26 protein-coding genes are annotated in these 24579 nt (G+C 45.9%); 11 read left to right on the top strand and 15 right to left on the bottom strand.

The window, feature by feature from the left end; all coding sequences use genetic code 11:
* Positions 1–27 precede the first annotated feature (27 nt).
* The 3 genes from HGT73_RS09860 to zipA form a co-directional block, all read right to left on the bottom strand.
* Positions 28–243: a DUF3820 family protein gene (locus HGT73_RS09860; RefSeq protein WP_214214318.1), complete on the bottom strand. Its 216-nt coding sequence runs from the start codon at positions 241–243 to the stop codon at positions 28–30.
* Positions 243–2264 carry an NAD-dependent DNA ligase LigA gene (gene ligA, locus HGT73_RS09855; protein WP_214214316.1) on the bottom strand — a complete coding sequence of 674 codons (2022 nt, stop codon included), beginning with the start codon at positions 2262–2264 and terminating at the stop codon, positions 243–245. The genes HGT73_RS09860 and ligA overlap by 1 nt, the downstream gene beginning before the upstream one ends.
* A 68-nt stretch (positions 2265–2332) precedes the next feature.
* Positions 2333–3346 carry a cell division protein ZipA gene (gene zipA, locus HGT73_RS09850; protein ID WP_214214314.1) on the bottom strand — a complete coding sequence of 338 codons (1014 nt, stop codon included), beginning with the start codon at positions 3344–3346 and terminating at the stop codon, positions 2333–2335.
* A 215-nt stretch (positions 3347–3561) separates the two neighbouring features.
* On the opposite strand from zipA, the gene cysZ reads away from it, so the two are divergent.
* From cysZ to crr, 5 genes are all read left to right on the top strand, one after another.
* Positions 3562–4317, top strand: a complete 756-nt coding sequence (gene cysZ, locus HGT73_RS09845; RefSeq protein ID WP_214214305.1) for a sulfate transporter CysZ — start codon at positions 3562–3564, stop codon at positions 4315–4317.
* Between the two features lie 116 nt (positions 4318–4433).
* Positions 4434–5402, top strand: coding sequence for a cysteine synthase A (cysK, locus tag HGT73_RS09840; protein ID WP_214214303.1), 969 nt, complete (start codon positions 4434–4436; stop codon positions 5400–5402).
* Positions 5403–5729: 327 nt separating this feature from the next.
* Positions 5730–5987 carry a phosphocarrier protein Hpr gene (gene ptsH / locus HGT73_RS09835; RefSeq protein ID WP_214214301.1) on the top strand — a complete coding sequence of 86 codons (258 nt, stop codon included), beginning with the start codon at positions 5730–5732 and terminating at the stop codon, positions 5985–5987.
* Between the two features lie 135 nt (positions 5988–6122).
* A complete protein-coding gene (gene ptsI, locus HGT73_RS09830; RefSeq protein ID WP_214214297.1) occupies positions 6123–7850 on the top strand; it encodes a phosphoenolpyruvate-protein phosphotransferase PtsI in 1728 nt (575 codons plus the stop codon).
* Positions 7851–7891: 41 nt separating this feature from the next.
* Positions 7892–8395 carry a PTS glucose transporter subunit IIA gene (gene crr / locus HGT73_RS09825; protein ID WP_214214295.1) on the top strand — a complete coding sequence of 168 codons (504 nt, stop codon included), beginning with the start codon at positions 7892–7894 and terminating at the stop codon, positions 8393–8395.
* 35 nt (positions 8396–8430) lie between these two features.
* Here the strand turns inward: crr and HGT73_RS09820 are convergent, their stop codons facing one another.
* From HGT73_RS09820 to HGT73_RS09775, 10 genes are all read right to left on the bottom strand, one after another.
* Positions 8431–9759: an ATP-binding protein gene (locus tag HGT73_RS09820; protein ID WP_214214293.1), complete on the bottom strand. Its 1329-nt coding sequence runs from the start codon at positions 9757–9759 to the stop codon at positions 8431–8433.
* Positions 9756–10436 carry a response regulator transcription factor gene (locus tag HGT73_RS09815; RefSeq protein ID WP_214214291.1) on the bottom strand — a complete coding sequence of 227 codons (681 nt, stop codon included), beginning with the start codon at positions 10434–10436 and terminating at the stop codon, positions 9756–9758. Before HGT73_RS09815 ends, HGT73_RS09820 begins: the two co-directional genes overlap by 4 nt.
* 80 nt (positions 10437–10516) lie before the next feature.
* Entirely contained in the window at positions 10517–11410 is an 894-nt protein-coding gene (cysM, locus tag HGT73_RS09810; RefSeq protein WP_214214289.1) for a cysteine synthase CysM, read from the bottom strand.
* Positions 11411–11494: 84 nt separating this feature from the next.
* Positions 11495–12571, bottom strand: coding sequence for a sulfate/thiosulfate ABC transporter ATP-binding protein CysA (gene cysA / locus HGT73_RS09805; protein ID WP_214214287.1), 1077 nt, complete (start codon positions 12569–12571; stop codon positions 11495–11497).
* Positions 12561–13406, bottom strand: coding sequence for a sulfate/thiosulfate ABC transporter permease CysW (cysW, locus tag HGT73_RS09800; protein ID WP_214214280.1), 846 nt, complete (start codon positions 13404–13406; stop codon positions 12561–12563). Before cysW ends, cysA begins: the two co-directional genes overlap by 11 nt.
* Positions 13406–14239, bottom strand: a complete 834-nt coding sequence (gene cysT, locus HGT73_RS09795; protein ID WP_214214278.1) for a sulfate/thiosulfate ABC transporter permease CysT — start codon at positions 14237–14239, stop codon at positions 13406–13408. The genes cysW and cysT overlap by 1 nt, the downstream gene beginning before the upstream one ends.
* Positions 14236–15246, bottom strand: a complete 1011-nt coding sequence (gene cysP / locus HGT73_RS09790; protein ID WP_214214276.1) for a thiosulfate ABC transporter substrate-binding protein CysP — start codon at positions 15244–15246, stop codon at positions 14236–14238. The genes cysT and cysP overlap by 4 nt, the downstream gene beginning before the upstream one ends.
* Positions 15247–15373: 127 nt before the next feature.
* Entirely contained in the window at positions 15374–15988 is a 615-nt protein-coding gene (locus tag HGT73_RS09785; RefSeq protein ID WP_214214274.1) for an RpoE-regulated lipoprotein, read from the bottom strand.
* Between the two features lie 75 nt (positions 15989–16063).
* Positions 16064–16489, bottom strand: coding sequence for a DUF2919 family protein (locus tag HGT73_RS09780; protein ID WP_214214272.1), 426 nt, complete (start codon positions 16487–16489; stop codon positions 16064–16066).
* 12 nt (positions 16490–16501) lie between these two features.
* Positions 16502–16927, bottom strand: coding sequence for a GNAT family acetyltransferase (locus tag HGT73_RS09775; RefSeq protein WP_214214270.1), 426 nt, complete (start codon positions 16925–16927; stop codon positions 16502–16504).
* 172 nt (positions 16928–17099) lie between these two features.
* Here HGT73_RS09775 and amiA point away from each other — a divergent pair, with 172 nt between their 5' ends.
* The 3 genes from amiA to ampH all read left to right on the top strand — a co-directional run bounded on the left by amiA (position 17100) and on the right by ampH (position 20191).
* Positions 17100–17963 carry an N-acetylmuramoyl-L-alanine amidase AmiA gene (gene amiA, locus HGT73_RS09770; RefSeq protein ID WP_214214267.1) on the top strand — a complete coding sequence of 288 codons (864 nt, stop codon included), beginning with the start codon at positions 17100–17102 and terminating at the stop codon, positions 17961–17963.
* Between the two features lie 35 nt (positions 17964–17998).
* Complete coding sequence (gene hemF / locus HGT73_RS09765) at positions 17999–18904, top strand: oxygen-dependent coproporphyrinogen oxidase (RefSeq protein ID WP_214214264.1); 906 nt, start codon at positions 17999–18001, stop codon at positions 18902–18904.
* Positions 18905–19039: 135 nt separating this feature from the next.
* Entirely contained in the window at positions 19040–20191 is a 1152-nt protein-coding gene (gene ampH / locus HGT73_RS09760; RefSeq protein WP_214214262.1) for a D-alanyl-D-alanine-carboxypeptidase/endopeptidase AmpH, read from the top strand.
* A 70-nt stretch (positions 20192–20261) separates the two neighbouring features.
* Here the strand turns inward: ampH and ansP are convergent, their stop codons facing one another.
* Positions 20262–21734 (bottom strand): L-asparagine permease, encoded by a 1473-nt coding sequence (ansP, locus tag HGT73_RS09755; RefSeq protein ID WP_214214260.1) that lies wholly within the window; start codon positions 21732–21734, stop codon positions 20262–20264.
* A gap of 375 nt (positions 21735–22109) precedes the next feature.
* Here ansP and HGT73_RS09750 point away from each other — a divergent pair, with 375 nt between their 5' ends.
* Genes HGT73_RS09750 through HGT73_RS09740 form a run of 3 tightly spaced genes read left to right on the top strand, consistent with a single transcriptional unit; the run spans position 22110 to position 23821 of the window.
* The gene (locus HGT73_RS09750) at positions 22110–22490 is read left to right on the top strand and encodes an ArsC family reductase (RefSeq protein ID WP_214214258.1); all 381 of its coding nucleotides are present in this window, start codon (positions 22110–22112) and stop codon (positions 22488–22490) included.
* Position 22491: 1 nt separating this feature from the next.
* The gene (gene dapE / locus HGT73_RS09745; RefSeq protein WP_214214257.1) at positions 22492–23619 is read left to right on the top strand and encodes a succinyl-diaminopimelate desuccinylase; all 1128 of its coding nucleotides are present in this window, start codon (positions 22492–22494) and stop codon (positions 23617–23619) included.
* Positions 23620–23629: 10 nt separating this feature from the next.
* The gene (locus HGT73_RS09740) at positions 23630–23821 is read left to right on the top strand and encodes a YpfN family protein (RefSeq protein WP_214214255.1); all 192 of its coding nucleotides are present in this window, start codon (positions 23630–23632) and stop codon (positions 23819–23821) included.
* Between the two features lie 42 nt (positions 23822–23863).
* Here the strand turns inward: HGT73_RS09740 and ypfH are convergent, their stop codons facing one another.
* Positions 23864–24568: an esterase gene (ypfH, locus tag HGT73_RS09735; protein WP_214214253.1), complete on the bottom strand. Its 705-nt coding sequence runs from the start codon at positions 24566–24568 to the stop codon at positions 23864–23866.
* Positions 24569–24579: the final 11 nt, after the last annotated feature.

Here is a 24579-nt window from a genome sequence, read left to right as displayed (position 1 = left end):
CTTCGCCCGTCATCCGGGCGAAGCAGTTTAACCTTTAAGTGGCATCACTAAGTGCTCGAGGCCTTCGATACGAATGGCGAGAGCGAGTTGTAGAAGCTGACCGAGATGTCCCTCAGGAAAGGCTTCCTTGCGGGCGAACCACAAAAGATACTCTTCTGGTAAATCAATAAGGCGTCGACCTTGGTATTTACCAAAAGGCATACGCCAATTGGCAAGCTCTATTAACTGTTCTTTATCTGGCATTACTCCCCCAACAATCGAATTAACTGTTGCTCGTCAATGACAGTAATCCCTAAGGCCTGCGCTTTCTCTAACTTGGAGCCTGCAGCATCGCCAGCTATCAACATATCTGTCTTTTTCGAGACGCTGCCTGTCACTTTCGCCCCACGTTGTAAGAGCTTTTCTTTCGCCTCATCACGCGTCATTTGAAAAAGCGTTCCGGTAAGAACCACTGTTTTACCATTAAACGGGGAGTCTGCCACCTCAGCATCAACGACACTCTCCGCTATCGGCCAATGAATACCCGCATCATCAATCAGTTGACGAATGACCTTTCGATTGCTCTCTTCGTCCATGAAATGACGAATATGCGTGGCAACTACCGTTCCCACATCCGACACCGCGATTAACTCATCCATTGACGCGTTGATAAACGCATCTAACGTAACGAAATGGGTCGCGAGTGCTAAGGCTGTTGCTTCACCGACTTCACGTATCCCTAAGGCGTAAATAAAACGCGCAAGCGTTGTCTGTTTAGATTTGTTTAACGCATCAATAATGTTTTGGGCAGACTTGGGGCCCATACGTTCAAGACCCGTCAATTTTCCGGCCGTTAAACGAAAGAGGTCAGCAGGCGTCATAACGTATTCTTTATCAACCAACTGCTCGATTAATTTATCGCCCAGGCCATCGACATCTAGCGCTTTACGGGAAACAAAATGTTTCAACGCCTCTTTACGCTGCGCCCCACAAATTAAGCCACCTGTACAACGTAAAACCGCTTCCCCTTCTACGCGCTCAGTATCGGAGCCACAAACGGGACAATGTAGGGGGAAAATGACGTCTCGAGCCTCTATCGGACGCTCCGCTTCAATCACATTGACAATTTGTGGAATAACATCGCCCGCGCGCCGTACGACTACGCGGTCGCCAATTTTCAACCCTAACCGTGCCACTTCATCAGCATTATGTAAGGTGGCGTTACTCACCCATACACCCGCGACTTGTACCGGTTCTAAACGCGCTACTGGCGTAATAGCACCGGTACGGCCAACTTGGAACTCAACATCACGCACATAAGTCAATTGCTCTTGGGCAGGAAATTTAAATGCCGTCGCCCAACGCGGCGCTCTGGCAACAAAGCCTAATTGCTGCTGCTGAGATAAGTCATTCACTTTGATCACTACGCCATCGATATCAAAACCCAGTTGGGTACGCTGTTCAATGACGTGATGATAAAAATCGACCACCGCCTGTGCTGAGTCGCACACTGTCACATGCGGCTCCATGGGTAATCCCCAATCACGCAGTTGTTTCAAGCGATCAAAGTGGGTCTGCGCTAAGGCTCCCCCTTCATGGACGCCTACCCCATAACAATAAAAACTCAAGGGACGTTGTTGAGTAATACTCGGATCGAGTTGTCGTAAAGAACCTGCAGCGGCATTACGTGGGTTAGCAAAGACCTTAGCCCCCTTTTTCCGAGCTTTTTCATTAAGCGCTTCAAATCCCTTTTGTCGCATAAATACTTCACCACGAACTTCAAGTCTACGCGGAATATCGCTACCGGATAAAGAGAGTGGGATCGCTCTAATTGTGCGAATATTTTGAGTAATATTTTCGCCAGTCGCCCCATCGCCACGTGTAGCAGCTCGCACTAAAATACCATTTTCATACAACAAACTGACGGCTAATCCATCAAGTTTCAATTCACAACAATAGTCAATATTGGCGGACACCGAGAGTCGTTCAGTGACCCGGCGTATAAACGCATGAAAACTTGCTTCATCAAAAACATTATCCAATGAGAGCATCGGTACTTCATGCTGTACGGATTCAAACACACTCAGTGGTTTAGCCCCGACACGCTGAGTAGGGGAATCCTCTGTAATCAAGTCAGGATGTGATGACTCAATTTCACGTAATTGTTGCAGTAAACGGTCATACTCCGCATCCGGTACTTGGGGTGCATCAAGCACGTGATATTGGTACTCGTGATAACGAAGTTGCTGACGTAAGCGGTCTAACTGTTGTTGAAGGTTAGCCATAATAAATGCACCATGATAAAAAACCCCCGACAGGCGGGGGTTGATAGTTTGAGAGAAGTCACTAGAGATTAGTGGCCAATGACTTCACGAATGCGCGCTTTGTAAACTTCAAGTTTTTGTGGGGTAACCATACGGCGTTCATCATCCAGCACCACAGCGCCGACATCATCGGCAATACGCTGAGCGGATTGCAGCATCAATTTAAAGTTTTGATGGGCATCACCGTAACAAGGCACCATCATAAAAATAGAGATGCTCGGTGTCGTAAAATCACTCATATGGTCTGGGTCAAATGAACCAGGTTTAACGCTATTGGCTAAGCTAAAAAGCACTGGACCACTGCCTGTAGGGCTAAGGTGGCGATGGAAAATATTCATCTCGCCAAACTGAAAACCCGCTTGCAGGATAGCTTGCAGTAAAGGCTCGCCATTGAGTTCACTCCCAGCATGAGCCGCGACATGCAGCACAAGTACCGTTTCGGTGAGCCGCTCTTTGCTCTCCGGCGCGCCTTGTGAAGCAGTCTTCGCCGATTCAGACTCGCTTTTAGCGACCTCGGAAGACGCCGCAACCGCTGACGGGTTAACCGTTTCGCGCTGAGCCGGTTGAACAGGTTCCTCGTTCAGGGGGGCATCAACCGGTACAGGTTGTGTAATAGCGTGAGTATCTTCATCACCCCTATCATTCACAACAGGAGGCGTCTGCTTACTCTGTTTAGCAACGGGTATATCGTCACCGAGCAGGGGATCACCGTGTAAAGGCACGCTGTCACGAAGTGAACTGCTTTTCGCTGACGGTTGATGGGGGGGGTGAGAAGAAGATGGCGTAGCCTCGCGGCGCTGAACAGCCGCAGTGTCACGACGCGGTGCCTGTTGAGGCATCGATACAGAAGATGTCTCCTGTACAGAAGCCACTTCTTCCTCTTCGTCGTAACTCTCATCACGACGTTGTGTAAAGTGCTTATGTGGACGATCACGGAAAACACGAGACCGCTCTTTACGATTAGTCCATAAACCGTGCGCTAATAGCGCGATAATCGCGATAGCACCAACAACTATTAAGATCAGACGCAAATCCTGCATCACTATATTCTCTGTTGTTCAAACACTTTGCCTATAATAGGCACCTATATATCACTAAATGTATTGGTCAGCGCGAATAAGTGCAAGCCTACACTGCCAATTATCGTGAATAATACCATTAATCTGGTGTAAATGATTAAATTAGCAGCAGCAGAGGGTTCGCCACTGCAAAAAAAACGTTACTATAAAGCTGTATTTCCTATTACGAGTATTCAGATATGCCGCAACGCCAACAGCCCTTACCCTCATCTGGCTTTACTTATGTCAAAATAGGCTGCCATTTAGTTTGCCTGCCTGGGATTCGACGTTATGTCATTGTTCCTCTTCTGATTAACATCCTTTTGCTCGGTTCAGCCTTTTATTGGCTTTTTACCAAACTTCATCAATGGATCCCTCAATTGATGAGTCATGTCCCCCACTGGCTCGCATGGCTAAATGTTATACTATGGCCTTTAGCTGTCGTATCTATCGTGCTGATTTTCAGTTATTTTTTCTCAACATTGGCTAACTGGATTGCCGCACCTTTCTTCGGCTTATTGGCTGAAAAACTTGAGCAAAGATTAACCGGGCATACGCTTAATGAAATGAGCTGGTGGTCACTGATTGCTGATTTACCGAGAATAATGAAACGAGAATGGCAAAAATTTCTCTACTATCTGCCCCGCGCAATAGGCTTACTATTGGTTCATTTTATCCCAGGGTTCGGTCAACTCATCGCCCCCATTTTATGGTTTATTTTTGGCGCTTGGATGATGGCGATTCAGTATTGTGACTACCCTTTTGATAATCACAAAGTTGCTTTTGCTACCATGCGTAGAAATCTTTCCCGAGATCGCCAGCTTCAACTAGAATTTGGTGGATTGATTAGTTTTCTGACGATGATCCCGATTATCAATTTGGTGATTATGCCGATTGCCGTTTGCGGGGCTACCGCACTTTGGGTCGACCGTTATCGTCACACCTATATAACGTAAAATACGTGGAGTTATTGCACTCTGACATATCGATATATCATTTCGTCACTTCACTGGAAAGATATAAAGCGTATTCTCACTACGTTCCGCAAAATTCAAAGAGTTAAGGACAGGATATGAGTAAGATTTACGAAGATAACTCGTTAACGATTGGCCACACACCTTTAGTGAGGTTAAACCGCCTAGGTAATGGACGTATCCTTGCCAAAGTAGAATCTCGCAATCCAAGCTTTAGTATTAAGTGCCGAATTGGCGCAAATATGATTTGGGATGCCGAAAAAAAAGGGCTATTAAAGCCGGGTGTAGAACTAGTAGAACCCACTAGCGGCAATACCGGTATTGCCTTAGCCTATGTCGCCGCAGCTCGAGGCTATAAACTGACCTTGACCATGCCAGACACCATGTCGGTTGAACGTCGTAAACTCTTAAAAGCCCTAGGTGCTCAGTTAATTTTAACCGAGGGGGCAAAGGGCATGAAAGGCGCGATCGCCAAAGCAGAAGAAATCGTCGCCAGTGATCCCGTTAAGTACCTTATGCTGCAGCAATTTAGTAATCCAGCTAATCCTGAAATTCACGAAAAGACAACCGGCCCTGAAATTTGGGAAGATACCGATGGTGAAGTCGATGTTTTAATTTCTGGTGTCGGTACCGGCGGAACCCTAACAGGGACTGCACGCTATTTGAAACAAACCAAAGGGAAAACCAGTCTTTATGCGGTTGCGGTCGAACCTACTGATTCCCCAGTTATTTCACAAACTCTAGCAGGCCAAGAAATCGTTCCGGGTCCGCACAAAATCCAAGGGATCGGAGCAGGTTTCATTCCTCAAAACCTCGATCTCAGTCTTATTGACAGAGTGATTACCATCACGAATGATGAGGCCATCAATACTGCACGCCAATTAATGGAATCCGAAGGGATCCTCGCGGGAATATCTTCAGGAGCAGCGGTGGCCGCAGCATTAAAACTGCAACAAGAACCCGAATTTGCTGAAAAAAATATTGTCGTTATCCTTCCCTCTTCAGGCGAACGTTACCTATCAACAGCGTTATTTGCAGATCTGTTCACAGAAAAAGACAATAGTTAGTCGACTTTCTTCTTGCTTTTAAAAAAGCATATTATAAAAAGCACCCTTAGGTGCTTTTTTTGTGCAGTAGATCTCAATTCCACTTAGTTCACATTTGCTTTGTTCCTGCCTCTTCTGGTATCAACACTGAGATTTATTTTCAACGACAAAATAATGCTAGAAATTTTATGCGTTTGATCATCCCGGCCTAATAAAACGGTAGGGTAATAGGCTTAATTGAAGTATAACTTTTAGCTTGGCTATCACCGTTAAGCCACTTGGCGAATGCCACTGTCTTTTTATGATTAGGGTTTCTCGATACACTTTTTGAAAATTTTGGGGAAAAATATGTTTCAACAAGAAGTCACGATTACTGCACCAAATGGATTACACACTCGTCCCGCAGCACAATTCGTAAAAGAAGCGAAAACTTTCCAATCAGAAATTACCGTGACCTCTCAAGGCAAAACAGCCAGTGGGAAAAGCCTGTTTAAATTGCAAACGCTCGGACTAACACAAGGCACAGTCATTACCCTGAGTGCTGAGGGAGAAGACGAACAGCAAGCGATTGAACATCTAGTGAAATTAATGGCTGAACTTGAATAATTAGCACGTAATACGATAAGCCCATTGATTGTTGATCAAGCATAGCCTTACACTCAATCATCCCGTTGAGTCGCTACATTTGGGCGCTTACTTCCAGTATTTACACTTAAGCATCGTTGATTTAAAGGTAAGATTATGATTTCTGGTATTCCTGCGTCACCCGGCATTGCATTCGGTAAAGCACTTCTCCTCAAAGAAGATGACATTGTCATCAATAGCCATAAAATCGATCCTAGCCAGGTTGATCAAGAAATTAATCGTTTTCTTGAAAGCCGTCAGAAAGCCTCTTCACAGTTAGAGACAATTAAGACGAAAGCGGGCGAAACATTTGGTAAGGAAAAAGAGGCCATCTTTGAAGGGCATATCATGCTGCTGGAAGATGAAGAGCTTGAGCAAGAAATCATTGATCTTATCCGTAAAAATCATCAGAGCGCTGATGCTGCAGTCCATGCCGTCATCGAGGACCAAGCGACGGCACTCGAAGAGTTGGATGATGAATACCTTAAAGAACGTGCCGCGGATGTTAGAGATATTGGAAAACGTTTGCTCCAAAATATTCTGGGCCTCACCATTGTCGATCTCAGTGCTATCGCGGAAGAATCAATTCTCGTAGCTAAAGATCTCACGCCTTCAGAAACCGCACAACTGAACCTAGATAAGGTGCTGGGATTTATCACTGACTTGGGGGGAAGAACCTCTCATACTTCGATTATGGCTCGCTCCCTTGAGCTCCCCGCAATTGTGGGCATTGGTACGATTACACAATCAGTGAAAAATGGCGATTTTCTCATTCTTGATGCGGTGAACAACCAAGTATTGGTCAATCCTTCTGAAGAAGAGATCGCAGAACTTCGTGACATTCAAACCACATGGTTAGATGAAAAACACGAAATGGCCAAACTGAAAGATTTACCGGCTATTACTTTAGATGGCCATCATGTGGAAGTCTGTGCCAACATCGGTACTGTACGTGATGTTGCGGGGGCAGAGCGTAACGGTGCAGAAGGTGTCGGCCTCTATCGTACTGAATTTTTGTTCATGGACCGTGATTCTTTACCGTCTGAACAAGAGCAATTTGAAGCCTACAAAGCCGTCGCAGAAGCCGTCGGAGCCCAAGCAGTGATTATTCGGACGATGGATATTGGTGGGGACAAAGACCTTCCCTACATGAACCTACCGAAAGAAGATAACCCATTCTTAGGTTGGCGAGCGATTCGTATTGGTATGGACCGTAAAGAAATTCTCCATGCACAACTGCGCGCAATCCTCAGAGCTTCTGCATTTGGGAAGTTACGTATCATGTTCCCGATGATTATCTCTGTCGAAGAGGTACGGATACTGAAAGCAGAATTGGCAACCTTAAAATCCCAGCTAATCGAAGAAGGCAAAGCGTTTGACCAGAACATTGAAGTCGGTATTATGGTTGAGACTCCTGCTTCCGCAGCCATCGCTCATCACCTTGCCAAAGAAGTCGACTTCTTCAGTATCGGCACCAACGATTTAACCCAATACACGTTAGCCGTGGACCGTGGTAACGATCGTATTTCGCATCTCTACAACCCAATGAGCCCTTCTGTGCTCCTTCTTATCAAGCAAGTTATTGACGCATCTCACGCTGTTGGAAAATGGACCGGAATGTGTGGTGAGTTAGCGGGGGATGAACGTGCTACACTGTTACTATTAGGTATGGGTCTGGATGAATTTAGTATGAGTTCTATCTCCATCCCTAGAATCAAAAAAATTATTCGTAACACTAATTTCAAAGATGTTGAGGCGTTAGCTGCCGAAGCGCTCGCGCAACCTACCGCTGAAGACTTAACGAAACTCGTTGATAAGTTTATTAAAGAAAAAACACTTTGCTAACCTGTCATAAGTGTTTCGACGTTATTGCTTAGGAGAAGATCATGGGATTGTTTTCTAAACTTTTTGGCGACAAATCGGATAGCGATTCTAGTAACATAGAAATTATTGCCCCCCTGTCGGGCGAGATTGTGAATATTGAAGATGTTCCTGATGTCGTATTTGCAGAAAAAATTGTCGGTGATGGTATTGCGATACGCCCCAACGGTAATCAAATTGTCGCGCCAGTAGACGGTACAATTGGTAAAATTTTCGAGACTAATCACGCATTCTCAATCGAGTCAGACAATGGTGTAGAACTGTTTGTGCACTTTGGTATTGATACCGTTGAACTGAAAGGTGAAGGTTTTAAACGCCTCGCGGAAGAAGGCCAAAAAGTAAAGAAAGGCGATCCCATTATTGAGTTCGACCTAGCTTTTCTTGAGGAAAAAGCGAAATCAACCCTAACGCCGGTCGTCATTTCCAACATGGATGAAATTAAATCCCTGTCTAAACTATCCGGTCATGTTACGGTCGGCGAAACACCGATTATGCGGATTCAAAAATAGTCGCGGTCAACGCTCATCCTACGATGAGCGTTAACTTATTCAGGCCAACGCGGTAATCGAATCGTTATTTTAAGCCCACCCTCTGGGCGATTGGTAGCAGAAACTTCACCGTGATGTGCCGTGATCACCTTACGAACAATCGCTAATCCTAATCCATAACCTTTGCCAGAAAGGCTGGACTGTAAGCGGACAAAGGGGTCAAAAATACTGGATATCTTCTCTTCCGCCACACCCGGACCGCTATCACAAATTGTCAGTTGCAAGGTATCACGATCAACCTCTAATTTAACAACGATAACTTGGCCACGTGCGGAATAACGTAGTGCATTGCGTAACACGTTTTCAATCGCACGACGAATCAATTCAGCATTACCACGAACTGTTACTGACTTTAGACTATCGTAATGGGCAACAACATCGACTTTAGGTTGCTGTGCTTCATAGCGAACATCGAGCAGAATCGCTTCTAACAAGGCTATAAAATCAAAATATTGATCAATATCGATCCCATCATGCTCTGCTCTCGACAGCGTCAGTAGCTCGCCAATCATTCTATCCAAACGCTCTGTTTCCAGATCGATGCGATCCAATGATTGTGGAATATTAGTCTCACTCTGACGAGCAAGCCCTACCGCTAACTGTACTCGTGCCAACGGCGTGCGTAACTCATGAGAAATATCATGTAATAATGCCTCGCGCGCTTTGACCAAAACATCGATACGTTCGACCATTGAATCGAAGTCTTTGGCTACCAGCGATAATTCATCGTAACGACGTCTCATCGAAGGAAAGAGTCGGACGGTGAGATCGCCTTGAGATATTTTTGCAAATCCTTCTCGTAACTGTCTGATCGGGCGAGTCACGTTCCACGCCAAGAATAGACTAAAAAATAAGCCTAAACAGGGTGCAAAAAACATCATGGGTGTAGGGATATGAATGGCATCATGCCACGAACGATGATCATGCCCATCGAAACGATCCAGTTCACGGTAATCGAGCATCAGAAGATAATGTTTGCCTGCTTTATCTTCAATCCGTTGCGAAACAACCATTGGTATACAACATTTATCGTCGTCTGCTTCAGGAAGCGAGGTTGTTGGAGAGAGAATTTCTACCTTAGGCTGAATTTCAGGATCCCATTGGCTGACGATCGACGGCACTGCTGAGGGCCCTGATTCGGCAATAACCGCCGCGATTGACGAAAGTTGTACTTGCTGCAAACTACGCTGGTCCCTCTCAAAGGGAGTATCGTGGTGGGTCAATAGCGAAAAACAAAGCCAAATCACTTGGCTTATCACCAGAAACACGAATAAAAAAGCGCCCAGCATCTTGGTGAATAGTCGCCGAGGATAACATTGCTTCATCGAATTTTGTAACCAATACTACGCACAGTTTCGATAAAAATTTGATCATGCGTTGTTTTTGCTAACTTTTGACGAATATTACTAATATGCACATCAACACTGCGATCATAAGCCTCGCGCGTACGGCCAAGTGCTTTTTCGGAAAGTTCGTCTTTTGAAACGACGCGATCACCCGCAACGAGTAATAATTCCAGCAAGTTGAATTCAGAGGCCGTTAAGTCAATGGTGTCCTGCTGCCACATCACTGAGCGCATGGCTGGATTGAGAACTAGCTCTTTGAGTACCAGTGGATGGCTATCATTCTGCGTGGCGGGGATTTCTTCAAAACGACGCATTACTGAACGTAATCGAGCGACCAGTTCACGCGGATAACACGGCTTAGGCATGTAATCATCAGCACCCATTTCTAAGCCGATGACACGGTCAATATTCTCACCTTTCGCCGTAAGCATAATGATCGGTAAACGGTGGTGCTGGCGTACCTGACGTAAAACCTCTATTCCGCTGATATCTGGCAGCATAATATCAAGGATCATTGCATCATAATGTGTTTGATTAATCACTTCTAAGGCGCGTTTACCGTGCGTAATAACATCGGTATTCATTCCTTCGCCAGCCAGATATTGGCTTAACATTTGGCCTAACTCTTGATCGTCTTCAACTAATAAAATTTTCATGTGATGACCTCTAACGTAATCTGCTTATCATGACGGCTTTTCCTGCAATATTCTGTTAGATTTACACAATTATTACGCTTTTAACGTACCGAGGCATTAAAAATTCCGGTAGAGAGATAGCGATCACCGCGATCACAAACGATGGCGACCACTACACTGTCAGGATGTTGTTTAGCCAATGCTAATGCCGCACAAACTGCCGCACCGGAGCTAACACCAGCAAAGATTCCTTCTTGTTGAGCTAAAGCTCGGGTCGTCTGCTCGGCGCGTACTTGTGTCATCATTACAATGTCATCGACCCACTGTGGCTGATAAATACTTGGCTGATATTCAGCTTTCCAGTGCCGAATTCCCGCAATTTGACTCCCCGCCTCAGGCTGCAAACCGATAACCTGAATTGCGGCATTTTGCTGCTTAAGAAACCGTCCCGTGCCACTGATAGTTCCCGTTGTCCCCATACTGGAGACAAAATGTGTAATCCGTCCGGCTGTCTGGTGCCAAATTTCAGGTCCGGTTGTACGAAAATGGGCAAGTGCATTGTCGGGGTTATTGAACTGATCGAGTACCACCCCCTCCCCTCGCGCTGCCAGTTCTTGAGCATAATCACGGGCATACTCCATACCTCGTGCTTGATCGATAAGAATCAACTCGGCACCGTAAGCCTGCATTGCCGCTTGGCGCTCAATACTCATATTATCAGGCATGAGTAATTTCAACTTATAGCCGAGTAGCGCACTAATCATTGCCAGTGCGATGCCTGTATTGCCGCTGGTCGCCTCGATCAATGTATCACCAGGTTTAATGGCGTTGCGTAACTCTGCTTCACGTATCATCGACCACGCGGCACGATCTTTCACCGAACCCGCGGGATTATTCCCTTCCAGTTTCACCCAAACCTCTCCTGCTCCGGCATCAGGAAGACGTTGTAATCGAACTAAGGGGGTATTACCTATCGTGGTTTCTAGGGTGATCACGTTTTTTTCCTATCGCTTAAACGGCATCAGCCTAGGCGAGAACCTAGGCTGATAATCATGCTTATATCGAAATTAGCAGTCCGTTTAATCAAAGGCAAGAGGCGCCAACAGATTGTTTTGTTGGTATACGCGGGCCTGTGACAAATTAAGGTAGAGAGTTGTTCCACGCTCAGGGGCGGTAGAATGCTGACTAATCAGTGACAGTGGATCGAGCTGCATTCCCTCAACCTCAACACTCAGTTGCCAGAAATGTCCTCGTGGGGTCACTTCGACCACTTTAGCGGGTAAGCGATGTTGTGCATCAGCCTGTGCTGACCACGCTAACTCCCAAGGGCGTAGGAAAAGGTCGATATTCCCCTCCACGCAATAAGGACGACTCAATGGCCAACGCTGCTCGCCAACCTGTAACCATTGGCCACTCACGGTTGCGGGCAGTCGATTGATTTCCCCCAAAAACTCCAGGACAAAACGACTTTCTGGCGCTTGCCAAACTTGTTGTGGTGTACCGTGTTGCTCGATATTACCTTGACTCATAACGACGATATGATCAGCGACATCCATCGCCTCTTCTTGATCATGCGTAACAAATACACTGGTAAATTTTAACTCTTCATGTAACTGGCGCAACCAACGACGCAGCTCTTTACGCACTTGCGCATCTAACGCACCAAAAGGTTCGTCTAATAATAAAATCGCCGGCTCGACCGCTAACGCGCGAGCCAAAGCCACACGTTGTTTTTGCCCACCAGAGAGCTGCGCGGGATAGCGGTTAGCGAACGCTTTAAGCTGAACCATATCCAATAACTTCATCACTTTGTCGCGGATCACAGCTTTGCTTGGGCGTGATTTGCGAGGCATCACTGTCAGCCCAAATGCGATGTTATCGAATACGGTCATATGACGGAACAGTGCATAATGTTGGAACACAAATCCTACTTGGCGATCCCGGGCATGAACGTGGCTGACATCACGCCCATGAAATAAAATTTCCCCAGAATTCTGATTTTCCAGTCCAGCGATGATACGCAATAACGTTGTTTTTCCTGATCCCGATGGGCCCAATAGTGCGACCATTTCACCTGAGGGAATATCAAGACTTAGCTGGTTAAGTACCTGAGTATCACCAAATGACTTGGAAATTTGCTTAATATTAATGCTCATTTTCGCCTGCCTGTACGCCGTGCTGCTGACGTTCTAGGCGCCATTGCAGTACACTTTTTAAACATAAGGTTACCATTGCCATAACGGCTAATAGTGCCGCCGCAGTGAATGCACCAACGGTATTATAATCTTGGTTTAGTAACTCAACTTGCAGAGGTAAGGTATAGGTCTCACCGCGTATCGCTCCAGATACCACCGACACCGCACCAAATTCACCAATAGCTCGCGCATTGGTCAACACAACGCCGTACAAAAGCGCCCAGCGAATATTCGGTAAGGTCACGCGACGGAACATCTGCCAACCGCTCGCGCCAAGTAGTATCGCCGCTTCATCTTCCTGGCTTCCTTGGCTTAGCATGACCGGCACTAATTCACGGATCACAAATGGGCAGGTAACGAAAATCGTCACTAACACCATTCCCGGCCAAGTAAACATCACTTGGATATTATGGGCATCTAGCCAGCTACCCGCAGGCCCATTAATTCCCCAGAAAAGCAGATAAAGCAACCCCACCACCACCGGAGAAATCGCAAAAGGAATATCATACAAGGTCAACAACAATTGACGACCCGGGAAATTGAATCGACTGACTAACCACGCCAATAAGGTGCCAAAAAGTAGGTTAACAGGAACAGTAATTAGGGCAATTAATACGGTCAGCCAAATTGCATGAAGCATATCCCCATCACGTAAATTATGGAGTGCTGTACCGACCCCCTCGCTTAGCGCCTGCCAAAATATATAGACGAGCGGTACCAATAAAAAAATCGCGGCGCTCAACACAGCAACGGTGATTAAGATCCATTTCGTCCAAGGACGTGCCATCGTAGACATTATTTGCCCCCTAACCGGCGGCCGTAACGGCTTTGCAAAGTATTAATAGTAAATAGCAAGATTAACGATGCCCCCATAATGACGGAAGCAATGGCACTAGAGGCTGGGAAATCAAACTCTTGTTGGCGAACAAAGATAAGCAGTGAAATCACTTCTGTTTTCCATGCAATATTTCCAGCAATAAAGATCACTGCCCCAAACTCACCAAGGCTACGGGTAAATGAAAGGGCTGTTCCCGCCAACAATGATGGTGCAATTTCCGGTAAAATAACGCGAAAAAAGGCTTGAGAAGGTCGTGCGCCAAGTGTTTCTGCCGCCTCTTCGTACTCCGGGCCTAGCTCTTCCAGCACCGGTTGTACGGTACGGATCACAAATGGGATACTGGTAAATGCCATAGCGACGGCGATCCCTAACCACGTGTAGGTCACTTTTATCCCATGCTCAACTAGCCAATGCCCATACCAACCATTAGCAGAAAATAGTCCGGCTAGGGTAAGACCTGCAACAGCCGTTGGTAAAGCAAAGGGCAAATCCATTAAACCGTCTAAGAACGTCCGACCAGGAAAACGGTAACGGGTTAATACCCATGCCATTAGGGTGCCAAACAGAGCATTAAACAACGATGCGACGGCTGCAGAAAGCAAAGTCACTTTATAGGCAGCGACAAGCTGGGGATCACTGATCACTCGCCAGTAATCCGCTAAGGTCATTTTTGATAATTGCATTAATAAAGCACTGACCGGCAGTAGCAAAATTAAGCAGGTAAAAAATAAGCTGGTGCCCAGGCTTAACCCAAAACCCGGTAATACTCGACGTTGACGTGAAAAAATCATAGTGATGACCCTACAGCCTGCAATCTATCGAACTCCCCTTGCGGGGCAAATTGTGACTGCATAGCCTGTTGCCATGAGCCAAATTGCTGTTCGACAGTAAAAAAATGGACGGGTGGAAAATGCTGCTGCGCCACTACTTGAGGAGTGGCATGATAAGTCCGGTAATAAAATCGCGTTAAAATATTTTGTGCCTCAGGCTGATACAAGAAATTTAAGTAATCTTTTGCAACTTCGGTTGAGCGAGCTCGTTCGGTATAACGGTCTATCCATGTCACAGGAAATTCAGCTTTAATATTCGTTTGTGGGACAATCACCTGAAAATGTTCTGCGGGGTAATGTGCTTGTAACGCACGAGCCTCCGCTTCAAAAGTAATTAATACATCCCCTAATTGATGATTAACAAAACTCTGCGTCGCTCCGCGTCCACCAATATCCGCGACTTGCGTATTTTTCACTAATTGACGCATAGCAGTACGTACCGCAGGTGAATTCTGTCCATGAGTAATCGAAAATGCTCCCCAAGCGGCTAGCCATGTATAGCGACCATTACCAGAGGTTTTCGGATTAGGATAGATGACTTTAACGCCCGGTTTCACCAAATCCTCCCAGCTTTTAATCTGCAACGGATTACCCTGACGAACGACAAACGCCATCGTTGAATAATAAGGTGAACTGTTATTGGCAAAACGGGTTTGCCAATCGCTAGGAATAAGATTGCCTTTATCATGCAGAACTTGAATATCGGGTACCTGATTAAAGGTCACAACGTCCGCGGACATCCCCTGCAAAATGGCTAAGGCTTGTTTGGATGATCCGCCATGTGATTGACGGATTATTAGCTTATCTTGCGGATGCCGGGCATCCCATTGTTGAATAAACAGCGGGTTAAGAGATTGGTAAAGCTCGCGAGAGACATCATATGAGCTATTGAGTAACTGAGCTGGATAGGCCAATGGGGTAGTCAATACCACACATCCCGCCATTAATCGTGCACAAAGTCTCTTCATACCTGAAAATTCCAATCTCAACGTCAGCCAATCAAGAAGTTATCAGTGTATAAATAAGGCTAGGAAAGCAGTAATGGTTTTATATACCGATTACTGCTGTGTAATTGCTAAAAAATATATAACGCGCTTAGGCGTGCCACACAACTTCTGACAGGGTCCACTGTTTCAACGTGTCATCGGCCGGCATAATGCCTGAAGGGCCATTAAATTCGCCATGATAGATGACGTCTAAATGTTGGCTATTGGGCACTTGGCACTGCACATGTTGACTATCTCGTCCCGGTTGACAATGCCCATAGGCCTTTTGAAATAACGCGGAGAATGGGGCACCGAAGGCAATTCCGTTTGGCGTATGAACGCTTGTATCGGTTACATCAATTTTGCTGACGGTTGTATCACCATAGAACGTCATGGCGACCTTTTGATCTTTCATCGCCTGAATGTAACTTTCAATCTGTCCGTTACGTGTTCCCATTCCTTGACGTATCTGATAATCACTGCCAATGCCTTGACTGATTGTCTCAGCGTTAAATGCGGTTAAGCCAGTGATGTTACCGACCCCCTTTTCACTGATGGCAACAGAAGAACCAAACCAATTCCAAGGAAGGGCCGATGACCATGAATAACTCAGTGGATTCCACCAGCGTACAGCATTGCTCGATGTATCAGCCTGATGGCCTGAACTGGCACAGCCGTTGAGCAATACCACACTGGCGAGCAGTGCACAGGGTAACGCTTTCATTTCAATTCCTCTTGGATTTCGGATCAGTGCTACTAGGAGTGATCTTCACTCGAAAAGTTTAGTTTGGCACCGTATTTATTGATTGAAGCAATGCCGTAGACGAGAATTCGTTAGTAACATTAACTCAGTGACTATATCAAACACGGTCAGTAGCAGTAATACGGGCGATGCTTCTAAGGCAGAACGATTCCATTGACTTAATTGCCACAGGCAGATCAATGCACCACTAAGAAGCACACAGTAACGACTGGCTCGCCAACATCGAGGGTAACGATGACGATAACCGCTTAACAGTAGGCAGATTAAGGCCGGCAGCCCCAGGCCTAGCCCCCAATATAAGGTTGTACTCTCAGGGACAAATAAGCGGAGTAGTTCCTCACCTTGTTGTTGTGAGACACCTGCCATTACCAATAATAACCATGCGCGTGCTTGAAACAATAATATTGCCCACAAGAAAAACGGCAGAGCATATCGCCCGTCATCGTCGTGAAGATCAGTCATGATGAGGCATCTCTAGTATTCACGATCTTCAATCAAACGTTTTCCTACACTCGTCACTTCGTTAATTTCGTATTCTAATTTTTCATAAAATCCCAGCACCAGATCACTGTCATCACGAATTTGTAGATTGATTTTTGGGCAACCGCGCGCAATCAATTTTTTTTCCAAGCGATTCATCAACGCATTAGCAAAGCCTCGACCTTGATAATCTGGGTGAACGGCCAAGTAATAGGCTGAACCTCGGTGGCCATCATATCCGCCCATGACGGTGCCGACTATTTGTCCAGAAAGAACGACAACAAGGAAAAGATCTGCATCATGCTGTAATTTACGTTCAATATCGAGTTCGGGATCATTCCAAGGTCGTAAGAGGTCACAACGCTCCCAAAGGGTAATCACCTCGTCGATATCTTGTTGTTCAAAAACACGAATTTCCATTATTCACCTCCCCTTTATGAAAACCATCTATTATGCGTGCGAGTGCAAGTGTTAGAAAAGGCAATACTCCGTAAAAGGCTGAAATATTTCAATGTTAGCAATATCACTAATGTTATTATATAACCTTATTATCAATAGTAATTCTCATTAACTCTTCACGGATCTGAATCTAATGAAAAAATTGGCCTCACTGAAACAATTAGTTAATCGCCGCCAATTACTTTTTTCTGGCCTTGCACTGGCGGTGCTTTCTCCCCGTGCAGTCTTGGCAGAAGAGTCGCGGATTTCGGTATCTAATCAGCGCCATTCGCCAGCCAAAAAAAATCACTCTGGTAAGTTTATCGTTATGCTCGACCCAGGTCATGGGGGAATAGACTCAGGCGCTGTCGGCGAAGAAGGATCAATGGAAAAGCACGTTGTGCTAGAAATTGCCAATAATGTTCGCCAACTGTTAAGTAACCATCCGCATATCGATGCGCGTTTAACCCGCGATAGTGACCACTTTATCCCTCTATACCAGCGTGTAGAAATTGCGGCACAACATGGCGCGTCACTGTTTATGTCCATTCATGCGGATGGGTATACCGATCCCAGTGCCCGGGGGGCTTCAGTATTTGCGCTCTCAAATCGGGGGGCCAGCAGTGCAATGGCTCGCTATCTCTCTGATCGGGAAAATGCAGCCGATGCCGTCGGTGGCGTTAAAGTGCAGCAAAAAGATCAATATCTTCAACAAATTTTATTCGATTTAGTACAAACCGATACCATCAAAAATAGCCTGACATTAGGTAAGCATGTGCTCGATACTATTCGTCCCGTGCACCATTTACACAGTCAGCATACCGAACAAGCCGCGTTTGCTGTGTTAAAGTCGCCGTCTATCCCATCTGTGTTAGTGGAAACATCGTTTATTACTAATCCAAGTGAAGAAAAACTTCTCGGCACCGCTGCATTTCGTAGAAAAATCGCTGGCGCTATTTCTGATGGTATCGTGAACTTTTATAATGAACAGCAACGCCGTAATCGACGAGTTAGTTGATTCACCTTAGGTTCACTAAAGGTTGTATAAAAAATATGAGTACACAAATCGAACAAGTCAAACACTTTCTTTTGTCATTGCAAGAGACTATTTGTCAACAACTCGCCGCTATCGATGGCCAAGCGACTTTTCTCGAAGATAATTGGACTCGCGAAGCTGGTGGGGGGGGACGAACTCGTGTACTGACTCAAGGTAATATTTTTGAGCAAGCTGGAGTTAACTTTTCTCATGTCTATGGTAGCGAAATGCCCGCTTCAGCAACCGCTCATCGACCAGAACTTGCAGGGCGTAGTTTCCAAGCCATGGGTGTCTCTTTAGTTATTCATCCTAACAATCCTTATGTTCCAACCAGTCATGCCAATGTCCGTTTTTTTATTGCCGAAAAACCAGGCGCCGATCCCGTTTGGTGGTTTGGTGGAGGCTTTGACTTAACGCCTTTTTATGGATTTGAAGAAGATGCCAAGCATTGGCATCAAACAGCGCAAGCACTCTGCCAGCCATTCGGCGATGACGTCTACCCTCGTTATAAAAAGTGGTGTGATGAATACTTTTATCTACGCCATCGCAATGAACAACGAGGAATTGGCGGGTTATTTTTTGACGATCTTAATGCGCCCAATTTTGAGCATTGCTTTCAGTTTACACAAGCCGTAGGGCTTGGCTTCTTAGATGCTTATCTACCGATCGTTGAACGCCGCAAAGCATATAAATTCGGTGAACGAGAACGCCAATTCCAGCTTTATCGTCGAGGACGGTATGTCGAATTTAATTTGTTATGGGATCGTGGAACCTTATTCGGGATTCAGAGTGGTGGACGGACGGAGTCAATTCTGATGTCGATGCCCCCTCTTGTGCGGTTCGAGTATGATTATCAAACCGAAAAAGAGAGCCCTGAAGCAGCGCTGACCGAACAGTTTCTGACCGTTCGTGAGTGGTTATAATATTGATATCTCGACGTAATCCGTCGAGATAGTCCAATCTATCACTCATAAAAAGAAACATAATTATTAATAGTTTTCTCGATGGGCCCTGAGTAAAACAGCTATCATGCTGAATTCTCTTATTGCCTACTGTGTATGGATCTCTCTCTCTTGAAAAAACTGACATTATCCCTTTTTGCGACGCTCTCCCTGATGGCGACCAGTACCAGCTTTGCTACCCCGAGAGTTGCTCCGCAAGTGAGTGCCGATATCGTACAACGTTATGCACAACAAATTTACCGCCAGACCGCAGCAGCTGGGATGGCGATGATTGTTATTGATGGTAACCAACACTACTTTACTAGTGCAGGTGAAACACGCCCCGGCAGTGGTGTTCGCCCCAACAAAGAGAGCCTTTTTCGTTTAGCGTCTATTACCAAACTCTTTACCAGTGAAACACTGGTTAAACTGGACCAGCAAGGGGTAGTGAGACTCTCTGATCCACTGAGTAAATATACCCCACGGGGAATGGAAGTACCGCCCTTACACGGCTACACGATTAAGTTACAAAATCTTGCTACCCATACCGCAGGCCTTCCACGTGAAATGCCCGGAGGACGGGCCAACCGGCCAGTCTTTATCTGGCCAGAAAAAGGAGTGCGTTGGCAGTGGCTACAACATGCAAAACTCAAATCGATTCCCGGTACCGTCGCCTCTTATTCAAATTTAGGCTTCGACTATTTGGCGGATGCGCTTTCCCAAGCAACGGGTAAGCCTTATCCACAATTAGTGCAGTCATTAATAACCCGTCCTTTGGGAATGAAAGATACGACCTTCACTCCTTCACCAGATCAGTGCCGTCGTCTCATTGTGCCACGCGACCATGCGAGCCCTTGTGGTAATACACTCGCGGCGATTGGCAGTGGTGGACTTTATTCAACGCCCGATGATATGGAGCGTTGGATGCAGCAGTTCTTATCAAGCTCACTCAGACCACGATCGCCTCTCGCAAACACGTTACAACGTGTGATCTACCCACGTAGCCAGCTTGTTAGAATGAATGGTATGGACGTAGCAGGCCCTGCCAGTGGTCTAGGACTAGGATGGGTGCATATGGATGCCGTTGGGAACCAACCCGCATTGGTGGAAAAAACCGGTGGAGGGGGAGGATTTATGACCTATATTGTGATGGATCCTCGCAGCAATGTAGGGGTATTCGTTGTTGTCGCCCGTGCACCAGGCAGTCACTTTACCCCTATGAGTGAAGGTGCCAACCAATTGGTCAGTGCATTAGCAAATAATCGTTAATCAAAAAAAACGGTGTAGCCATTGGCTACACCGTTTACTCACTATCACATCCAGCTATCTCAGCCTTAGATTATGACTCTTCGTGATGTTGAGACATATGTTGTTGTTCACGTAACGAAACTTCGTGAACACGTTTACGCACGCCAAACCAGCCAATGACTAACAAAATCGCGATCAATGGAATTGAGGCAATAGTGTAGGTTCCATTTGGATAGTCAAAAGCCATAAGAACCAGCACACTGACTAAGAACAAAAGGGTCAGCCATGAGGTAAACGGTGCGCCGGGTAGCTTGAAGGAAATATCTTCCGCTTTACCTTCACGAATCGCTTTACGCAAACGTAATTGGCACAACACAATAAAGGCCCACGAACTAATAATACCCAAAGATGCGAAATTCAGTACGATTTCAAATACTTGGCTTGGAACATAGTAGTTCAGTACCACACCAAAGATATAGATAACAATCGTGGCTAAGATTCCCGCATAAGGGACATGTTGGCTACTCATTTTAGACATAAAACGAGGCGCTGACCCTCCCATAGACATTGAACGTAAAATACGTCCTGTTGAATAAAGTCCTGAGTTGAGGCTCGATAATGCAGCCGTCAATACGACGATATTCATCACACTGCCCACGTAAGGAACACCCAGTTTACTAAAGAATGTCACAAAAGGACTTTGTCCTGCTTGATAAGCATTCCATGGTAGTAAAAGCACTAGCAGTACAACGGAGCCCACGTAAAATAAACCAATACGCCAGATCACGCTGTTAATCGCTTTCGGTACCATGATTTTAGGATTTTTACATTCCCCAGCCGCGGTCCCTACCAGCTCAATAGACGCAAACGCAAACACAACGCCCTGTACTAACACGAACGCAGCCATAATCCCATGAGGGAAGAACCCGCCGTTATCAGAAATCAGGTGGAAGCCCGTCGTGTTTCCATCAAGTGGTTTTCCACTACCGAGGAAAATAACGCCAACAACTAAGAAAATCACGATAGCCAGAACTTTGATCAACGAAAACCAAAACTCCATTTCCGCGAACCATTTAACGCCGACCATATTCATGGTACCGACAATGGCTAATGCCCCTAAGGCAATGACCCACTGTGGGATGTCACCAAAGGCGCCCCAGTAATGCATATACAGCGCAACGGCTGTAATATCTACAATCCCGGTCATCGCCCAGTTGACAAAGTACATCCAACCGGCAACATAAGAGGCTTTCTCACCCATAAACTCACGGGCGTAGGAGACAAAGCTCCCGCTCGAAGGGCGATGTAACACTAGCTCCCCGAGTGCTCGTAAGATAAAAAACGAGAAAATACCACAGACTAGATAGACTAATGCTAGGGCTGGACCCGCGAGTTGTAAACGTGCCCCTGCGCCGAGAAAAAGCCCGGTACCAATTGCTCCGCCGATAGCAATCATTTGAACTTGGCGGTTTCCCATTTCCTTACGATATCCGGAGTCATGGGAGTTTAACCATTTACGTCTGGCGTGTTGTAAATCAGCCGCTGTTTTTTTTGTATTTTTCATAGGTTTCCTGTTTGTCCACTTCTACAGCAAATCCCCTCTACCGCCTCAGCACAGGTAAAAATCGGCAAATTTGACCAGAGGGTGGTGAATCCTACCTGTAAGTCGCTAAATTCGTAAACCCCTGTAAAGAATTAATCTAGGATAACGTTTTCGTTTTTTCTCTAAAAAAATGACAATTTATTGATAAATAACATTTTTCATTCAAAAAAAGGATTGTATGAAATCATGAAATGATTCACAGTTTTTGTTATCGAAAATGAGACATTCTGGATATTCCCGGACAATCCCTCACAAAGGTAGATAATGCACCTTAAATGCGGCATTATCCTTAATTAACTGTGATCCTTTGACTTTATAATTAGGTAGTACTGTCCCATGACTCAAGAAACCGCGCCTACCCTTATCCTCTACGGTATCAAAACCTGCGATACAGTAAGAAAAGCACGTAAGTATCTCTCCGACAACCATATCGATGTCACCTTTCATGATTTTCGCCAGCAAGGGATAGATTCGCATCTCCTAGAGCAATTCATCGAAGGGCTTGGGCTCAAAGCATTACTCAATACTCGGGGTACCACTTGGCGTAATCTCACCGACGAAGAGAAACAGAGTACGGCCGATCCGCTCGCCGCACGTAACATTATGCTCAAGCACCCGGCGGTAATTAAACGCCCGGTGTTAGTCCGTGCAGATGGTAAGATGCTGGTCGGTTTCGATACTGAGACTTGGTCCACCTTTTTACAAGGAGCCAACTAAAATGTTTTGTCCTGTCATTGAGTTAGCACAGCAACTGATTCGTTGCCCCTCCTTAAGTCCTGAAGATGCAGGCTGCCAAGCCCTATTAATCGCACGCCTTAAAGCGATTGGCTTTGATATAGAACCTATGAACTTTGGCGATACCCAAAACTTCTGGGCGACCCGCGGTCAAGGCCAAACCCTAGCATTTGCTGGCCATACAGATGTAGTCCCCGTCGGCGATGAACGTCAATGGATTAACCCTCCCTTTGAACCGGCTATTCGCGATGGCATGCTTTTTGGTCGCGGGGCTGCAGATATGAAAGGGTCGTTAGCCGCAATGGTGGTTGCCGCAGAACGTTTTGTTGAACAACATCCCAACCATCAAGGGCGGCTAGCGTTCTTAATCACCTCGGATGAAGAAGCCAGTGGCATTAACGGCACCGTTAAAGTGGTCGAGAAATTGATGGCACGCCAAGAGCGCGTTGAATATTGCTTAGTCGGTGAACCGTCGAGTACTGAACGAGTCGGTGATGTGGTTAAAAATGGCCGTCGCGGATCGATAACGGCTAACCTGACGATTCATGGAGTACAAGGCCATGTTGCTTATCCTCATTTAGCGGATAACCCAGTGCATCGCGCACTACCTGCTTTACAAGAGCTTGCCGCAACACAATGGGATGAAGGAAATGAGTTCTTCCCCCCAACCAGTATGCAAATCGCTAATGTTCATGCGGGGACCGGTAGCAACAATGTTATTCCCGGTGAATTATTTGTTCAATTTAACTTCCGCTTCAGCACAGAATTGACCGATCAACAAATTCGTCATAGCGTGACACAGCTGTTAGATCGCCATCAATTACGCTACACCTTAGAATGGAATCTTTCCGGACAACCCTTTCTCACTGCAAAAGGTGCGTTAGTCGATGCGGTAGTCGATGCTGTTCAGCACTATAATGAAATTAAACCAGAGTTACTCACTAATGGGGGAACCTCTGATGGACGCTTTATTGCCAAAATGGGTACACAAGTGGTTGAGCTTGGACCTGTTAACGCAACAATTCACAAAATCAATGAATGTGTCAGTGCAGCCGACTTGCAAACCTTGAGCCGAATGTATCAACGGATTATGCAATTAGTGCTAAATTAAGGAGTCGTACATGGAATGGGTAAAAGAGCACTGGTGGATACTAATCATCCTCTTTATGGTTGGATTATTAGTCAATGTGTACAAAGACTTAAAACGCGTTGATGTAAAAAAATATTTAGAGAACAAACCTAAACTTCCTCCTCATCGTGACTTTAATGATAAGTGGGATGACGAAGATGACGATTGGCCCAAGAAAAAATAGGCCACAGTGATGGACTGCGAAAGTACCCGCAGTCCGCTTTCCTTAGACCATTGGGATTACATCATCGTCATCGGGAGCTTCTCCCTGTGAAATCTGATCGAAATAGCGTTGTGGAATGGTCTCTCTTAAATGCTTTAACGCAATCTCAATCCCTTGATCATCGATGGCATGCGGCAACTCATCGATAATATCAAGCGTTACATCTCCCCCCGCTTCTTTTAGCCACTGCTCGGCATTTACCGCATGAATTAATGGGATATGCTCATCGTCATCGCCGTGAATCAAATGAATGGTGGTATGCATTGACGCGGCATTCGGCGCACTGTTATAACGACCGCTGAAAATAATTGCGCGCCCAGCAAGCAGCTCACTATTTTTTAGCGCTTCTAAAATCATCGTGCTTCCTTCAGAAAAACCAATTAATGCCGTCGCTTCTGCCGAGACCCCACACTGTTTTTGGCACTCGCGGACTGTTTGCATAAAAAGAGGCATAATCTGGTCAATTTTTTGTTGCATCACCGTGGTGGAAGCCGGCGCATCTTCTTCAATAAACCATGCACTTCCCCCTTGGACCAACGGGATTGGTGCTCCCACCGAAATCACAAAAGCGGTCGGAAAGGCTTTTCCAAACCACTGACCAATTTCTGCCATTGAACGAGGGTCATCCCCATTACGATGAAATAGTATAAATAGCTGTGGCTGTGGCCCACTACCCTGCTGAACCATTACATAATCAATATGTGCCATATATCCCCTCT

The sequence above is a fragment of the Rosenbergiella australiborealis genome (genome assembly GCF_018494035.1).
Classification (GTDB): domain Bacteria; phylum Pseudomonadota; class Gammaproteobacteria; order Enterobacterales; family Enterobacteriaceae; genus Rosenbergiella; species Rosenbergiella australiborealis.
This window is presented reverse-complemented; position numbering and strand designations above follow the sequence as displayed.

Excerpts from the sequence above, each read along its gene's own strand:
- ptsI (WP_214214297.1), top strand. The coding sequence starts at position 6,123 with ATGATTTCTGGTATTCCTGCGTCACCCGGCATTGCATTCGGTAAAGCA.
- cysA (WP_214214287.1), bottom strand. The coding sequence starts at position 12,571 with ATGAGCATTAATATTAAGCAAATTTCCAAGTCATTTGGTGATACTCAG.
- cysZ (WP_214214305.1), top strand. The coding sequence starts at position 3,562 with ATGCCGCAACGCCAACAGCCCTTACCCTCATCTGGCTTTACTTATGTC.
- HGT73_RS09820 (WP_214214293.1), bottom strand. The coding sequence starts at position 9,759 with ATGAAGCAATGTTATCCTCGGCGACTATTCACCAAGATGCTGGGCGCT.
- ansP (WP_214214260.1), bottom strand. The coding sequence starts at position 21,734 with ATGAAAAATACAAAAAAAACAGCGGCTGATTTACAACACGCCAGACGT.
- hemF (WP_214214264.1), top strand. The coding sequence starts at position 17,999 with ATGAGTACACAAATCGAACAAGTCAAACACTTTCTTTTGTCATTGCAA.
- cysP (WP_214214276.1), bottom strand. The coding sequence starts at position 15,246 with ATGAAGAGACTTTGTGCACGATTAATGGCGGGATGTGTGGTATTGACT.
- dapE (WP_214214257.1), top strand. The coding sequence starts at position 22,492 with ATGTTTTGTCCTGTCATTGAGTTAGCACAGCAACTGATTCGTTGCCCC.
- HGT73_RS09780 (WP_214214272.1), bottom strand. The coding sequence starts at position 16,489 with ATGACTGATCTTCACGACGATGACGGGCGATATGCTCTGCCGTTTTTC.
- cysT (WP_214214278.1), bottom strand. The coding sequence starts at position 14,239 with ATGATTTTTTCACGTCAACGTCGAGTATTACCGGGTTTTGGGTTAAGC.
- ampH (WP_214214262.1), top strand. The coding sequence starts at position 19,040 with ATGGATCTCTCTCTCTTGAAAAAACTGACATTATCCCTTTTTGCGACG.
- HGT73_RS09740 (WP_214214255.1), top strand. The coding sequence starts at position 23,630 with ATGGAATGGGTAAAAGAGCACTGGTGGATACTAATCATCCTCTTTATG.
- HGT73_RS09785 (WP_214214274.1), bottom strand. The coding sequence starts at position 15,988 with ATGAAAGCGTTACCCTGTGCACTGCTCGCCAGTGTGGTATTGCTCAAC.
- HGT73_RS09860 (WP_214214318.1), bottom strand. The coding sequence starts at position 243 with ATGCCAGATAAAGAACAGTTAATAGAGCTTGCCAATTGGCGTATGCCT.
- crr (WP_214214295.1), top strand. The coding sequence starts at position 7,892 with ATGGGATTGTTTTCTAAACTTTTTGGCGACAAATCGGATAGCGATTCT.
- cysK (WP_214214303.1), top strand. The coding sequence starts at position 4,434 with ATGAGTAAGATTTACGAAGATAACTCGTTAACGATTGGCCACACACCT.
- HGT73_RS09775 (WP_214214270.1), bottom strand. The coding sequence starts at position 16,927 with ATGGAAATTCGTGTTTTTGAACAACAAGATATCGACGAGGTGATTACC.
- ypfH (WP_214214253.1), bottom strand. The coding sequence starts at position 24,568 with ATGGCACATATTGATTATGTAATGGTTCAGCAGGGTAGTGGGCCACAG.
- HGT73_RS09750 (WP_214214258.1), top strand. The coding sequence starts at position 22,110 with ATGACTCAAGAAACCGCGCCTACCCTTATCCTCTACGGTATCAAAACC.
- ptsH (WP_214214301.1), top strand. The coding sequence starts at position 5,730 with ATGTTTCAACAAGAAGTCACGATTACTGCACCAAATGGATTACACACT.
- cysW (WP_214214280.1), bottom strand. The coding sequence starts at position 13,406 with ATGTCTACGATGGCACGTCCTTGGACGAAATGGATCTTAATCACCGTT.
- amiA (WP_214214267.1), top strand. The coding sequence starts at position 17,100 with ATGAAAAAATTGGCCTCACTGAAACAATTAGTTAATCGCCGCCAATTA.
- ligA (WP_214214316.1), bottom strand. The coding sequence starts at position 2,264 with ATGGCTAACCTTCAACAACAGTTAGACCGCTTACGTCAGCAACTTCGT.
- HGT73_RS09815 (WP_214214291.1), bottom strand. The coding sequence starts at position 10,436 with ATGAAAATTTTATTAGTTGAAGACGATCAAGAGTTAGGCCAAATGTTA.